This window comes from Streptomyces stoeckheimensis, assembly GCF_045822005.1.
GTDB classification, from domain to species: Bacteria; Actinomycetota; Actinomycetes; order Streptomycetales; family Streptomycetaceae; genus Streptomyces; species Streptomyces stoeckheimensis.
The window spans coordinates 46,734-59,668 of the sequence record NZ_CP169552.1 but is presented as its reverse complement, the minus strand read 5'-3'; the positions used below and the strand labels follow the sequence as shown (position 1 = coordinate 59,668).

Annotated in this window: 11 protein-coding genes; 3 read left to right on the top strand and 8 right to left on the bottom strand. The window is 71.7% G+C overall.

Going from position 1 to position 12,935, the window contains the following annotated elements; all coding sequences use genetic code 11:
* Nucleotides 1-251 precede the first annotated feature (251 nt).
* Genes ACE1OC_RS41880 through ACE1OC_RS41870 form a run of 3 tightly spaced genes read right to left on the bottom strand, consistent with a single transcriptional unit; the run spans nt 252 to nt 2,744 of the window.
* Nucleotides 252-1,034: an ABC transporter permease gene (locus ACE1OC_RS41880; protein WP_407841919.1), complete on the bottom strand. Its 783-nt coding sequence runs from the start codon at nt 1,032-1,034 to the stop codon at nt 252-254.
* Nucleotides 1,031-2,029: an ATP-binding cassette domain-containing protein gene (locus tag ACE1OC_RS41875; RefSeq protein ID WP_407841918.1), complete on the bottom strand. Its 999-nt coding sequence runs from the start codon at nt 2,027-2,029 to the stop codon at nt 1,031-1,033. The genes ACE1OC_RS41880 and ACE1OC_RS41875 overlap by 4 nt, the downstream gene beginning before the upstream one ends.
* 46 nt (nt 2,030-2,075) lie before the next feature.
* On the bottom strand, nt 2,076-2,744 hold the full coding sequence (locus tag ACE1OC_RS41870; RefSeq protein ID WP_407841917.1) for a DUF4097 family beta strand repeat-containing protein: 669 nt from the start codon (nt 2,742-2,744) through the stop codon (nt 2,076-2,078).
* A 349-nt stretch (nt 2,745-3,093) separates the two neighbouring features.
* On the opposite strand from ACE1OC_RS41870, the gene ACE1OC_RS41865 reads away from it, so the two are divergent.
* The 3 genes from ACE1OC_RS41865 to ACE1OC_RS41855 all read left to right on the top strand — a co-directional run bounded on the left by ACE1OC_RS41865 (nt 3,094) and on the right by ACE1OC_RS41855 (nt 6,742).
* Nucleotides 3,094-3,666: a dihydrofolate reductase family protein gene (locus ACE1OC_RS41865; protein WP_407841916.1), complete on the top strand. Its 573-nt coding sequence runs from the start codon at nt 3,094-3,096 to the stop codon at nt 3,664-3,666.
* 294 nt (nt 3,667-3,960) lie between these two features.
* The gene (locus ACE1OC_RS41860; RefSeq protein ID WP_407841915.1) at nt 3,961-5,163 is read left to right on the top strand and encodes an acyl-CoA dehydrogenase family protein; all 1,203 of its coding nucleotides are present in this window, start codon (nt 3,961-3,963) and stop codon (nt 5,161-5,163) included.
* Nucleotides 5,164-5,251: 88 nt separating this feature from the next.
* A complete protein-coding gene (locus ACE1OC_RS41855; RefSeq protein ID WP_407841914.1) occupies nt 5,252-6,742 on the top strand; it encodes an MFS transporter in 1,491 nt (496 codons plus the stop codon).
* Nucleotides 6,743-6,923: 181 nt separating this feature from the next.
* Here the strand turns inward: ACE1OC_RS41855 and aroA are convergent, their stop codons facing one another.
* Genes aroA through aroC form a run of 5 tightly spaced genes read right to left on the bottom strand, consistent with a single transcriptional unit; the run spans nt 6,924 to nt 12,883 of the window.
* Nucleotides 6,924-8,201 carry a 3-phosphoshikimate 1-carboxyvinyltransferase gene (gene aroA / locus ACE1OC_RS41850; RefSeq protein ID WP_407841913.1) on the bottom strand — a complete coding sequence of 426 codons (1,278 nt, stop codon included), beginning with the start codon at nt 8,199-8,201 and terminating at the stop codon, nt 6,924-6,926.
* Nucleotides 8,198-10,339, bottom strand: a complete 2,142-nt coding sequence (gene tkt, locus ACE1OC_RS41845; protein WP_407841912.1) for a transketolase — start codon at nt 10,337-10,339, stop codon at nt 8,198-8,200. Before tkt ends, aroA begins: the two co-directional genes overlap by 4 nt.
* Complete coding sequence (locus ACE1OC_RS41840; RefSeq protein WP_407841911.1) at nt 10,336-10,614, bottom strand: hypothetical protein; 279 nt, start codon at nt 10,612-10,614, stop codon at nt 10,336-10,338. The genes tkt and ACE1OC_RS41840 overlap by 4 nt, the downstream gene beginning before the upstream one ends.
* Nucleotides 10,611-11,699 (bottom strand): 3-dehydroquinate synthase, encoded by a 1,089-nt coding sequence (gene aroB, locus ACE1OC_RS41835; RefSeq protein WP_407841910.1) that lies wholly within the window; start codon nt 11,697-11,699, stop codon nt 10,611-10,613. Before aroB ends, ACE1OC_RS41840 begins: the two co-directional genes overlap by 4 nt.
* The gene (aroC, locus tag ACE1OC_RS41830) at nt 11,696-12,883 is read right to left on the bottom strand and encodes a chorismate synthase (RefSeq protein ID WP_407841909.1); all 1,188 of its coding nucleotides are present in this window, start codon (nt 12,881-12,883) and stop codon (nt 11,696-11,698) included. Before aroC ends, aroB begins: the two co-directional genes overlap by 4 nt.
* Nucleotides 12,884-12,935 lie beyond the last annotated feature (52 nt).

Below are 12,935 nucleotides of genomic sequence, written 5' to 3'. Positions count from 1 at the left end.
CCAGGGCGCCCGAGCGCCTGGCGAGGGGGTCTGGGGGGCAAGTAGCCCCCCATGCCAAGGCCGGTCCAGCGCGGCCAGGCGCTGGCAGGGTCCAGGGGCTGGCCCCTGGGATTCACGGTCCGCGGCCGAGGACGTACGAGAACGGCGATCGCACCGCAGACGAACGAGGCGGCGTACTCCGACCGGTTGTCGGGTACGCCGCCTCGGTACGGGACGGGTCTGCGGGAAGGTGCCCCGCGCTGTCACGGCGCCTACTTCGGGTCACTGTTGAACTTCGCGGCCGACCAGAAGTAGCCGAGCACCGCGAGGCCCACGCACCAGGCGACCGCGATCCACCCGTTGTGGCCGATCTCGGTACCGAGCAGCAGTCCGCGCAGGGTCTCGATGGCCGGGGTGAAGGGCTGGTACTCCGCGATCGGCCGGAACCAGCCCGGCATCCCCTCGACGGGGACGAAGGCGCTGGACAGCAGCGGCAGCAGGATCAGCGGCATCGCGTTGTTGCTGGCGGCCTCGGCGTTCGGGCTGACGAGGCCCATGCCGACGGCGATCCAGGTGAGCGCCAGGGCGAAGAGGATGAGGAGCCCGAACGCCGCCAGCCATTCCAGGGCCGTGGCGTCCGTGGAGCGGAAGCCGATGGCCACGGCGACGGCGCCCATGAGGACGACGCTCGCGATCGACTGGAGCACGCTGCCGACGACGTGCCCGATGAGCACCGAGCCTCGGTGGATCGCCATCGTCCGGAAGCGGGCGATGATGCCCTCGCTCATGTCGTTGGAGACCGACACCGCCGTGCCGATGGTGGTGCTGCCGATGGTCATCAGCAGCAGGCCCGGCACGAGGTAGGCGATGTAGTCGGAGCGGTCGCCGCCGATACCCGCACTCATCACGTCACCGAAGATGTAGACGAACAGCAGCAGGAGCATGATCGGCGTGAGCAGCAGGTTCAGCGTGAGGGACGGGTAGCGCCGGGCGTGCAGGAGGTTGCGCCGCAGCATCGTGGACGAGTCGCGGACGGCGAGGGCGAGGGAACTCATCGGACGTTCTCCTTGGACTGGCTGGGCAGGGTGGACTGGCTGGTCGGGTCGGACTGGCCGTGACGCGGGTCGGCGCCGGTCAGGGCGAAGAACACGTCGTCGAGGTCGGGGGTGTGGACGGTGAGTTCGTCGGCCTCGATGCCGGCCGCGTCGAGCCGGCCGAGGAGGGAGCGCAGTGCGCGCTGGCTGCCGTCGCCGGGGACCCGCAGCGTGAGGGACGCGTCGTCGCGGGCGGCCTCGGGGAGGGTGACGGCGGCGAACTGGTACGCGGCCGGGTCGGAGAACCGCAGCCGCACGTGCCCGCCGGGGATCCGCCGCTTCAACTCCTCCGCGGTCCCCTGGGCCGCGATCCGGCCGTCGTTCAACACCGCGATCTGATCGGCGAGCTGATCGGCCTCCTCCAAGTACTGCGTGGTGAGGAAGACCGTCACACCACCCGAGACCAGCCCACGGATGATCTGCCACATGTTGTGACGGGAACGCGGGTCCAGACCGGTGGTCGGCTCGTCGAGGAAGATGATCCGCGGATCACCCACCAGCGTCATCGCAATGTCGAGGCGACGCTTCATCCCGCCCGAGTACGTCGAAGCGGGCTTCTTCGCCGCCTCCGTCAGGTCGAACCGCTCCAACAACTCGGCCGCCACCCGCCGCCCCTCACCCCTCGACAGGTGATGCAGGTCCGCCATGAGGAGCATGTTCTCCTCCCCGGTGATCAGACCGTCGACCGCCGAGAACTGACCCGTGACCCCGATCGCCGCGCGGGCGGCCCGCGGGTCGGTGGCCAGGTCGTGGCCGCCGACCCGGATCTCGCCGGAGGCGGGATCCGGGGAGACGAGGGTGGAGAGGATCTTCACGGCGGTGGTCTTGCCCGCACCGTTCGGGCCGAGCAGGGAGAAGACCGTTCCTTCGGGGACGGCCAGGTCGATGCCGTCGAGGACGGTCTTGTCGCCGTAGGACTTGCGCAGCCCGTTCGCCGTGATGGCCCAGCTGGTCATGAGGGGTGCTCCTTTACGGATCCGGATGCGGATGCGGATGCGGATGTCAGAGGCTGCGGGCGGTGATGTCCCCGTAGGCGGTGGTCGCGCGGATGTCGAGGCCGGCGGCGGCGCCGTCGGCGTTGTGCAGGGCGTTGTGGATCCGGCCGAGGGAGGTGCCGGCGTCGAGGGTGGCGCTGACCCCGCGGGCGGCGCCGACCGAGATCTCGCCGTACTCGGTGTGCAGTTCGACCGTGCCGCGCAGCGCCTCGGTGATGTGCAGGTCGCCCTTCTGGGTGCTGATCCGGGCGGAGCCGCCCAGACGGCCGACCGAGATGTCGCCGGCCGCGAGGGTCAGGTGGGCGCTCGCGGCCTCGTCGAGCTTGACCGAGGCCTGCGCGCCCTCGAAGGCGACGTCTCCGAGGCGTCCGACGCCGCGGAGTTCGGCGCTGGCCGCCTTCGCCTCGACGCGGGAGCCGGCGGGCAGCTGGACGGTCACCTCGATGGAACCGGAGGCGCCCAGGAGCTGGTTCTTCGCCGGGGCCGCGATCCGCAGGACCCCGTCGGCGTACTCGACCGAGGTCTGCTCGGCCGCCTTCACGTCGCGGCCCTTCGAGGCGTCGGCGGGCCGGACCTCGACCACGGTGTCGGTGCGGTCGGCGGCGATGAAGCGGACGGTGCCGACGGGGATGTCCAGAACGGCGGAGATCGGGGTGGGGGTGGCGAACTTCTGCATGATTCTCTCCTGCGACTCGTTGTTTCCGTTGAGGGAAAAGCTACGTTGCTTTCCACATCTCGACAATCAACTCGTTGCAAGAAATCAGAATCAGAGCAGGTCAGACCCGCAAAATCGTTGCGAAGGCGCAAAACTAAATGCAACGACAGGGCAGGCCGCGTTGCAATGAACTAGGAGTGAACGCTACAGAGAGGGTCTGAACCCGAGGAACTTTCGCGGGGACCGATGAGTTTCCCCGGGGTCCGCAGTCTTAGATCATGAAAGGCGCGCCGCAGCAGCCACGGAAGTGGCCGCGGGGGCGCCGGACGGACCTGCCGAGTAGCCAGCCAAGAGATCCCGAGGAACCACGATGCGCACCCTGATCAGCTCCGCCTTCATCTCCCTCGACGGCGTCGTGGAGGCCCCCGGCGGCGAGCCCGGGTACCGGAACTCGGGCTGGACCTTCAAGGACGTCGAGTTCCTGCCCGAGGCGTTCGAGATCAAGGGCCGGGAGCAGAAGGAGGCCTCGGCGATGCTGCTGGGCCGGACGAGCTACGAGGCGTTCAGCCCGGTGTGGCCCGCCATGGAGGACTTCGCCGACTACAAGCTGATGCCGAAGTACGTCGTCTCCACCACCCTCGCCGAGGACGACCTGGTGCCGAACTGGGGCGAGACCACGATCCTGCGCACCCTCGACGAGGTCGCCGCGCTCAAGGAGACCGAGGGCGGCCCGATCATCATGCACGGCAGCGCCGCCCTCAACCGGGCGCTCTCCGACGCCGGCCTGATCGACCGTTACCACCTGCTCGTCTTCCCGCTGCTGCTCGGCGCGGGCAAGCGGCTCTTCAGCGCCACGGACAAGGACGCGCAGAAGCTGAAGCTCGTCGAGCACGCGGCCTACACCAACGGCCTGCAGCTGAACGTCTTCGACGTCGTCCGCTGACGGGAACCCACCCCCCGCCGCCCGCCAACCCCCCAACGCCGCTGCGCCCTGCCGACCCCCTGGCAGGGCGCAGCGGCGTTCGGCGATCGCGAGACAGGACGACCATGGGTACTCTAACCTTCTAAGTACAAGCTAGAAGGTTAGGGAGAGAGTGTGCACGCACGTGCCAGATCGCATGCGCGTTCAGGCAAGAGCAGAGGTGTCCTGGTACATACCGTGATGCCGGTGGAGCGGACCGTCTCGCTCCCCTACCGGACGAATACACAGGCACAGGGGGCCTTTTACGTGACCATCATGGAGACTCCCAGGCCCACCGAGACGCGCGCGAAGGCGCCCACCTCGGCGGAGGACATCCTGGCGCGCGCCCGCGCAGTGGCCCCGCTGCTGCGCGAACGGTCCGCGGAGATCGAGCTCAACCGGCGCCTGCCCGACGACGTCGCCCAGCTGCTCCGCGAGACGGGCGTCTTCCGTACAGGCCTGTCGAAGGACTGGGGTGGGCCCGAGCTCACGTTCGCGCAGCAGGCCGAGGTGATCGAGGCGCTCTCCTACGGCGACCCGGCGGTCGGCTGGTGCGGCATGATCGGCATGGACACCTGGATCTACGCCGGCTACCTGGACGAGCCAGTCGTCAAGGAGATGCTGGAGAACCCCGATGCGATAACCGCCGGCCTCATCTTCCCGGCCGGGCGCGCCGAGCGGGTCCCGGGCGGCTACGTCGTCAACGGCCGCTGGCCGTTCGGCAGTGGGATCACGCACGCCGACTGGGTTGTCGGCGGCTGCGTGGTCCACAGCGACGGCAAGCCCGAACCGGGGCCCGACGGGTCGCCGGTGAACTGGCGGCTGATCGTGGCCCGCAGCGAAGACTTCGAGAAGATCGACACGTGGCACACCGTCGGTCTGGCCGGCAGCGGCAGCATGGACTACCAGGCCAACGACCTGTTCGTGCCGGAGGAGCGCTCCTTCTTCTTCACGAATCCGCACACGTCGGGCCCCTACGCCGCCCCCGATGCCTTCCTGGCCAACGTGCCCGGTGTGCCGCTCGGCGTCGCCCGTGCGGCCATCGACCATGTACGCGAGCTGGCGGCCAACCGGATCGAGAGGGCCACGGGCCTGGCCTGGAAGGACAGTTACCGGGTACAGATCGCCCTCGGCCAGGCCGAGATGGAGCTGTCCGCGGCCCGCTACGCGGTCTACGGCTCCCTGGACGAACTGTGGGAGCGGCTGGTGTCCGGCACCGAGCCGACCCCGGAGCAGCAGGTCGCCGTGGCGCTGGCCCGCGTCAACGCCTTCAAGACGGCCCGCTCGATCGTCACCCGGCTCTCCGACCTCGTCGGTACGGGTTCGATCTACCAGACGTCGCCGCTGGGCCGGTGGCTCCGCGATCTGCACACCATGTGCCAGCACATCCTCGCCCAGGAGCAGATCGTGCAGTCGGCGGGCGCCTACCTCCTCGGGGGGAAGCCTGAGGCGCCATTCCCCCTCGGACTCAAGGGATAACCGGGAACGGCGAGGCCGGCCGGGACGGCAGGCCGTCGCCTTGGTCGTGTCGCTCTGACCGGCACGTGACTAGTGAATTGGGACAGGCATGCCTACATCCAGCGAATCAGCAGTCGAGACAGCAGCCGAGACAGCAGTCGAACCTGAAAGGAAGACCGACGGAACCGAGAGCAGCTGGGGATTCCGCCAATGGGGCCTGCTCGTCAGTGTCTGTGCCGCATTCTTCCTGGACGCCCTAGACAACATCATGGTCGGGGTCGCCGTCCCGCCCATCCAGGCCGACCTGGGCATGACCACGGCGGCCGTGCAGTGGGTCGTCAGCGCCTACGTCCTCGGATTCGGCGGCTTCCTGCTGCTCAGCGGACGCATGGCGGATCTACTGGGCCGGCGCCGCATGTTCCTGTGGGGTGTCGCCATCTTCGCCGCCGGATCGATGGTCGGCGGGCTCACCGATGACGGGCTGGTGGTGATCATCGCCCGGTTCGTCATGGGTGTCGGCGCCGCCTTCACCGCCCCGGCCAGCCTGTCCATCATCATCACCAGCTTCCCGGCGGGCCCCCAGCGCAACCGCGCGGTCGGCATCTACACCGCCTGCGGCGCGGTCGGCTACTCCACCGGCGTCATCGTCGGTGGCGCGCTCACCGAGATCAACTGGCGCTGGACCTTCCTGCTCCCCGTCGTCGTGGCGGTCTTCACCTTCGTCGGCGCCGTGGCGCTGGTGCCCCGGGACGTCAAGACCGACCGGGCCGAGGGCAAGTTCGACGTCGCCGGCGCCTTCACCGTCACCGCCGCGATGCTGATCCTCGTCTACAGCATCGTCGAGGCCCCCAACGTGGGCTGGCTCTCGGCGCAGACGCTGGGGATGTTCGCCGCCACCGCGGTCCTCCTCGCAGCCTTCGTCGCCATCGAACGCCGGGCGGCCCAGCCCCTGCTGCGCCTCGGCCTGCTGCGCAATCGCGCGCTGGTCGGCGCCAGCCTGGTCGCCGCGGCGATCCTCGGCACGTACATGAGCTTCCAGTTCATCGGCGGTCTCTACCTCCAGTCCCTGCGCGACTGGTCGCCGATGCAGATGGCGCTGGCCTTCCTGCCCATCGGTCTGCTCATCGCCACGATCGCCCCGCGGGCCGGCAAGCTGATCTCGCGGTTCGGCGTCCAGTGGATGATCTTCGCCGGGTTCGTCGCCTACACCGCCTCGTACCTGCTCTTCCTCCGGATCGACAGCACGTCCTCCTACGTCTGGGTGATCCTGCCCAGCATCGTGCTCATCGGTATCGCCTTCCCCTTCTCCTTCCCCGCTGCCAACGTCCAGGCGACCACCGGCGTGGACGACTCGGAGCAGGGCCTGGCCGCCGGTGTGCTGCAGACGGGCTACCAGGTCGGTGCGGCAGTCGTCCTGGCGATCGTGACCGCCACGATGGCGGCCGACGGTACGCCCGAGGGCGGGGCCGAGACCCTGGGCAGCTTCCACCAGGGCCTCTACGTGGTCACCGCCATCTCCGCCCTGACCATGGTGCTCACCCTGGTCTCGGCGCTGCGCTCCTCGGCACGAAACCGGAAGACGGGCTCGCCGCAGCGCTGACCGAGGCTCCCCGCACGACATCCGCGGCCCTCAGGACCCGACCGGGTCCTGAGGGCCTGTCCATTGGGCCTCATGGTGACGGGCGCCCCAGCAGGACGGCCACCACGCCGAAGCAGGTCCTCGCCCGTGGCGAGGACCTGCTTCGGTGCGGTGGCCTGTGGAGAGACGCTGTCCGTGGGGGTCAGCCGAAGAGGCGGCTCAGCTCCCCGTGGAAGCCCGGGAAGGTCTTCGCCACGCAGGACGGGTCGTCCAGGGTGATGCCGGCGGCGCGCAGGGCGAGTACCGAGAAGGACATCGCGATGCGGTGGTCGCGGTGGCAGTCGATCGTGGCCGGGGCGGGGACGCCCGGGTGGACCGTGATGCGGTCCGGGCCTTCCTCCACACGGATGCCGAGTGCGCGCAGGTTGCCGGCGACGGCGGCGATGCGGTCGGACTCCTTCAGGCGGGCGTGGGCGATGCCCGTGATGGTGACGGGCGCGTCGGCGAGCGGGACGATGGCGGCCATCGTCATGAAGGTGTCCGAGATATCGCCCATGTCGACCGTGAAACCTCCGCGCAGCGGGCCCGTGCCCGTGACCTCGGTCCAGTCGTCGGTCCTCGTCACCTCCGCCCCGGCGAGCCGCAGCACGTCCACGAACGCCGTGTCGCCCTGCAGGCCGCCGGTGCCCAGGCCCTGGACGCGTACGGTGCGGCCGGTGACGGCAGCCGCCGCGAAGAAGTACGAGGCGGTCGAGGCGTCCGGTTCGATCTGCAGGTCGGCCGGCGCGTACCCGCCCGGGTGCACGGTGATCGCGCCGCCCCGCTCCTCCACGCGCGCGCCGAAGTGCCGCATCAGGGCCAGGGTCATGTCCACGTACGGGCGGCTGACCAGGCGCGGTACGTCCACCGTGAGCGGACCGCCCATCAGCGGGGCGGCCATCAGCAGGCCGGAGAGGTACTGGCTGCTGAGCCCGGAGTCCAGCTCGATCCGGCCGCCGGCGAGGCCGTTCGCGGTCAGGGTGAAGGGCAGGCCCGTACCGCTGACCTTCGCCCCGAGCCCGGTCAGCGCCTCCAGCAGCGGCCGCAGTGGGCGGGCCCTCAACTGGTCGGAGCCGTCGAAGGCGATCTCCCCGCGCCCGGTGGCCGCGAAGGGCGGCAGGAAGCGCGCCGCGGTGCCGGCATCGGCGCACCACACCCGGCCGGGACCAACCGGTCCGGTCCCGCGCCCGGTCACCTCCCAGACCTCACCCGAGCCGTCACCGTAGCCGGAGCCGTCTCCGTACCCGTAGCCGTTGTCCCCGACATCGCGCACGCCGGTACCCAGGTCCGTCAGCGCGGCCCGGAAGGCGAGGGTGTCGTCGCTGACCAGCGGCGCGCGCAGGCGGCTGCGCCCGGGGGCGGCGGCCGCCAGGAGCAGCGCCCGGTTGGTGATGCTCTTGGAGCCCGGGATGTGGGCCTCCAGCACGGTGGCGGCGCTCATCGGCCCGCGCTCCTGCGCTGGGCGCGCTCGAAGCTCGCGCGGGCGGCCGCGGCGACCTTCGGCGCCGTCAGGCCGTGGAGTTCGTACAGGGACTGGTACGGGGCGGAGGCGCCGAAGGAGTCGATGCCCAGCGAGGTGCCGGCCGCGCCGACCAGGGCGTACCAGCCGAGGCTGGAGCCCGCCTCGACGGAGACCCGGGCGGCCACCTCGGCGGGGAGCACCTCCTCGCGGTAGGCCTCCTCCTGCGCCTGGAACCACTCCAGGCAGGGCATGGACACGACGCGGGTGGCGAGGCCCCCGTCCTGCAGGATGCGGCGGGCGTCGAGTGCGATGGGCACCTCGCTGCCGGTGGCGATGAGGATGGCCTCGGGGCGGCCTCCGTCGGCTTCGGCCAGCACGTACCCGCCGCGCGCGGCGCCCTCGGCGGGGGACAGCCCGCTCTCCTCGGTGCGCTCCAGCACGGGCAGGTTCTGCCGGGACAGGCACAGGCCCGCCGGGCGGTCGTCGTTCTCCAGGATGGTGCGCCAGGCGACGACGGTCTCGTTGGCGTCGGCGGGCCGGACCACGTCCAGGCCGGGGATGGCACGCAGCGACCAGAGGTGCTCGATCGGCTGGTGGGTGGGACCGTCCTCGCCGAGCCCGATGGAGTCGTGGGTCCAGACGTAGGTGACGGGCAGCTTCATCATGGCCGCGAGGCGGACGGCGGGGCGCATGTAATCGGAGAAGACGAGGAAGGTGCCGCCGTAGGGGCGGGTCCCGCCGTGCAGGGCGATGCCGTTGAGGATGGCGCCCATGGCGTGCTCGCGGATGCCGAAGTGCAGGGTGCGCCCGTACCGGTGGCCGGAGTAGGCCTCGGTGGCCAGCTCCTCGGGGATGAAGGAGGGTTCGCCCTTCATGGTGGTGAGGTTGGACTCGGCGAGGTCGGCGGAGCCGCCCCACAGTTCGGGCAGTACGGAGGCGAGCGCGTTCAGCACCTCGCCGGAGGCCTTGCGGGTGGCGATCTGGCCGCCCGCGGGGAAGACCGGCAGGTTCTCCTGCCAGCCCTCGGGCAGCCGGCGCTCGGAGAGGCGGTCGAAGAGCTCGGCGCGCTCGGGGTTCAGGGCGCGCCAGTCGGCGAGGGTCTTGTCCCACTGGCGGTGGGCTTCGGCGCCGCGGTCGGCGACCCGGCGGGCGTGGGCCAGGACCTCGGCGGGGACCTGGAAGGAGAGCGAGGGGTCGAGGCCCATCGCGGCCTTGGCGGCGGCGGCCTCCTCGGCGCCGAGGGCGGATCCGTGGATGCCGCCGGTGTTGCGCTTCTTCGGCGCGGGCCAGCCGATGATCGTGCGCAGCGATACGAGGGAGGGCCGGTCGGTGGTCTCCCGGGCGGTGGTGAGCGCCCGGTGCAGGGCCTCTGTGTCTTCGACGTACCCGCGGTCCTCCCCGCCAGCGGTCCAGTCGACTTCCTCCACGTGCCAGCCGTACGCCCGGTAGCGGGCGAGGGTGTCCTCGGAGTGCGCGATCTGCCGGTCGTCCTCGATGGAGATGCGGTTCTCGTCGTAGAGGACGACGAGGTTGCCGAGGCGCTGGTGGCCGGCGAGCGAGCTGGCCTCGTGCGCGACGCCCTCCTCGAGGTCGCCCTCGGAGGCGATGGCCCAGACGGTGTGGTCGAAGGGGGAGGTGCCGGGGGCGGCCTCCGGGTCGAAGAGGCCGCGCTCGCGGCGGGCGGCCATGGCCATGCCCACCGCGTTGGCGAGGCCCTGGCCGAGGGGGCCGGTGGTGGTCTCGACGCCCGGGGTGTGCCCGTACTCGGGGTGCGCGGGGGTCAGACTGCCCTCGGTGCGCAGGCCCTTGAGGTCGTCGAGGGTGAGCCCGTACCCCGACAGGTAGAGCTGGGTGTAGAGGGTCAGGCTGGCGTGGCCGCAGGAGAGCACGAACCGGTCGCGGCCGGCCCAGCGCGGGTCCTGGGGGTCGTGCCGCAGCAGCCGCTGGAAGAGCAGGTAGGCGGCCGGCGCGAGGCTCATGGCGGTACCGGGGTGTCCGTGTCCGGCCGCTTCGACCGCGTCCACGGTCAGGGCGCGGGCGACCTCGACGGCCCGGCGGTCGGCGTCCCCCCAGAGCAGGGCGGGCGCGGTGCCCTGCGGGGCGCTGGCGACGGTCATGACGGGCCTTCCTGTTCGGGGGATTCGGCGAGTACGAGTGCTCTGGCCGGTCCGGGCACCCAGGCGCGCAAGGGTGCTCCGGCCCGGGCGGGGATCGCGGCGCCCAGCAGGACCGGGACCGCGACGGCGTTCCCGGAACGGGCCGGGAACCCCGACCGGGCACGTGCCGCGACGGGCGGCGGGGAGGGAAGGGGCACCCGGGCGTCCGTGTCCACTTCGGCGTGGGCGCGGCGGATCGCGCGGGCGCGGGCGTAGCGGACTCCGGGCCGGTTCACCGGGCGAGCCGTTCGTAGGCGGCCCGGAGCAGGTCCTCGTCCGGGGCGGTGAACAGGGCGGGACGGCCGATGGCGTCGAGCACGACGAACCGCAGCCGGTTGCCCCTGGTCTTCTTGTCGATGCCCATCGCGTCGCGCAGCGGGGCCCAGGCTCCGCCGTGGGTGGTGGGCAGGCCGGCTGCGGCGAGCAGGGTGCGGTGGCGCTGGGTGTCGGCGGCGGACAGCCGGCCGTCGAGCCGGGCGAGTTCGGCGGCGAAGACCATGCCGGCGGCCACCGCCTCGCCGTGCCGGACGCGGTAGCCGGCGACCCGCTCGATGGCGTGGCCCAGGGTGTGGCCGTAGTTGAGGTGCTCGCGGCGGCCGTCTTCCCGGAAGTCCTCGGTCACCACCTCCGCCTTGACGCGGATGGCGCGCTCGACGAGCTCCCGGGTGTGGACGGCCCCGGCGGGGTCGTCCTCGACCAGGCGCAGGATCTCCGGGTCGGCGATGAACCCGGCCTTGATGACCTCGGCGAGGCCGCTGACGTAGTCGGCGGGCGGCAGGGTGTCCAACAGGTCCAGGTCGCACAGCACTCCGGCGGGCGGGTGGAAGGCGCCGACGAGGTTCTTGCCCTGGGGCAGGTTGACGGCGGTCTTCCCGCCGATGGCGGCGTCGACCATGCCGAGCAGGGTGGTCGGCACCAGGACGAGGCGAACGCCGCGCAGCCAGCCGGCGGCGGCGAACCCGGCGAGGTCGGTGGTGGCGCCGCCGCCGACGGCCACGACGGCGTCGGAGCGGGTGAACCCGGCATCGGCGAGGGCCCGCCACAGGCCCACCACGACGGTCATGTCCTTGGCGGCTTCGCCCTCGGGCACTTCGAGGGAGACCACGATGCGGCCCTCGTCGGTGAGCTCCCGGGCGATCCGGCGGGCTGTGGCCAGCAGGGCGCGGGAGTGCACCACGGCCACCCGCAGCGGTTCCGCGCCCAGCACGCGGCCGGTCTCGCCCGCCTCCCGGGTCAGCCCGTGGCCCACGACGGCCTCGTACGGCCTGTCGCCGCCGATCCGGATCCGGGTGCACCCGCTCGTCAGGATCGGGGAACTCATCGGACGGCCAGGTTCTCGAGGTAGCCCCGGTGGTTGCGGGCGGTCTCCGCGAGGGAGTCCCCGCCGAACTTCTCCAGCGCGGCGTGCGCGAGGACCAGCGCCGTCATCGCCTCGGCGACGACCGCCGCGGCGGGCACCGCGCAGACGTCGGAGCGCTGGTGGTGGGCTACGGCCGGCTCGCCGGTGGCGACGTCGATGGTGGCCAGGGCGCGCGGCACGGTGGCGATGGGCTTCATCGCGGCGCGCACCCGCAGCGGTTCGCCCGTGGTCATGCCGCCCTCGACCCCGCCGGAGCGGGCGGTGCGGCGGCGGACGGCGCCGTCCCCGTCCCGCTCGATCTCGTCGTGGGCGAGGGAGCCGGGGACCTTGGCGAGGCCGAAGCCGTCGCCGAACTCGACGCCCTTGATGGCCTGGATGCCCATGAGAGCGGCCGCGAGCCGGGAGTCGATGCGCCGGTCCCCGTGGACGTAGCTGCCCAGGCCCGGCGGAAGTCCGTACGCGAGCACCTCGACGACTCCGCCGAGGGTGTCTCCGTTCTCGTGGGCCCGGTCGACCTCGGCGACCATCGCGGCGGAGGCCTCCGGGTCCAGGCAGCGCACCGGGTCGGCGTCGACGCGGTCGGTGTCATCCGGCCCGGGCACCACGCCCTCGGGGGCGGCGGCGCCACCGAGGGAGACGACGTGGCTGACGATGGTGATCCCGTACGCCTGTGCCAGGAACGCCCGGGCGACCTCCCCGACGGCGACGCGGGCGGCGGTCTCGCGGGCGCTGGCCCGCTCCAGTACGGGCCGGGCGTCGTCGAAGCCGTACTTCTGCATCCCGGCGAGGTCGGCGTGGCCGGGGCGGGGGCGCGAGAGCGGGGCGTTGCGCGCCCGGCCGGCCAGCACCTCCGGGTCCACGCCGTCGGCGGCCATCACCGTTTGCCACTTGGGCCACTCGGTGTTGCCGACCTGGATCGACACCGGTCCGCCCTGGGTGAGGCCGTGGCGGACGCCGCCGAGGAAGGTCACCTCGTCCCGCTCGAAGGCCATCCGGGCACCCCTGCCGTGGCCGAGGCGGCGTCGGGCGAGGGAGTCGGCGACCGCCTTGGTGGAGATCTCCACCCCGGCGGGCAGGCCTTCGAGGACGGCGGTGAGGGCGGGGCCGTGCGATTCGCCCGCGGTGAGCCATCGCAAAGTACTCAAGGGTGATCCTCTGTCGTGGGGCGTGGGGCGTGGGGCGTGGTTGGAGCGCAGT

Coding starts and splice junctions, on each gene's coding strand:
- ACE1OC_RS41880 (WP_407841919.1), bottom strand. CDS start 1,034: ATGAGTTCCCTCGCCCTCGCCGTCCGCGACTCGTCCACGATGCTGCGG.
- ACE1OC_RS41875 (WP_407841918.1), bottom strand. CDS start 2,029: ATGACCAGCTGGGCCATCACGGCGAACGGGCTGCGCAAGTCCTACGGC.
- ACE1OC_RS41870 (WP_407841917.1), bottom strand. CDS start 2,744: ATGCAGAAGTTCGCCACCCCCACCCCGATCTCCGCCGTTCTGGACATC.
- ACE1OC_RS41865 (WP_407841916.1), top strand. CDS start 3,094: ATGCGCACCCTGATCAGCTCCGCCTTCATCTCCCTCGACGGCGTCGTG.
- ACE1OC_RS41860 (WP_407841915.1), top strand. CDS start 3,961: ATGGAGACTCCCAGGCCCACCGAGACGCGCGCGAAGGCGCCCACCTCG.
- ACE1OC_RS41855 (WP_407841914.1), top strand. CDS start 5,252: ATGCCTACATCCAGCGAATCAGCAGTCGAGACAGCAGCCGAGACAGCA.
- aroA (WP_407841913.1), bottom strand. CDS start 8,201: ATGAGCGCCGCCACCGTGCTGGAGGCCCACATCCCGGGCTCCAAGAGC.
- tkt (WP_407841912.1), bottom strand. CDS start 10,339: ATGACCGTCGCCAGCGCCCCGCAGGGCACCGCGCCCGCCCTGCTCTGG.
- aroB (WP_407841910.1), bottom strand. CDS start 11,699: ATGAGTTCCCCGATCCTGACGAGCGGGTGCACCCGGATCCGGATCGGC.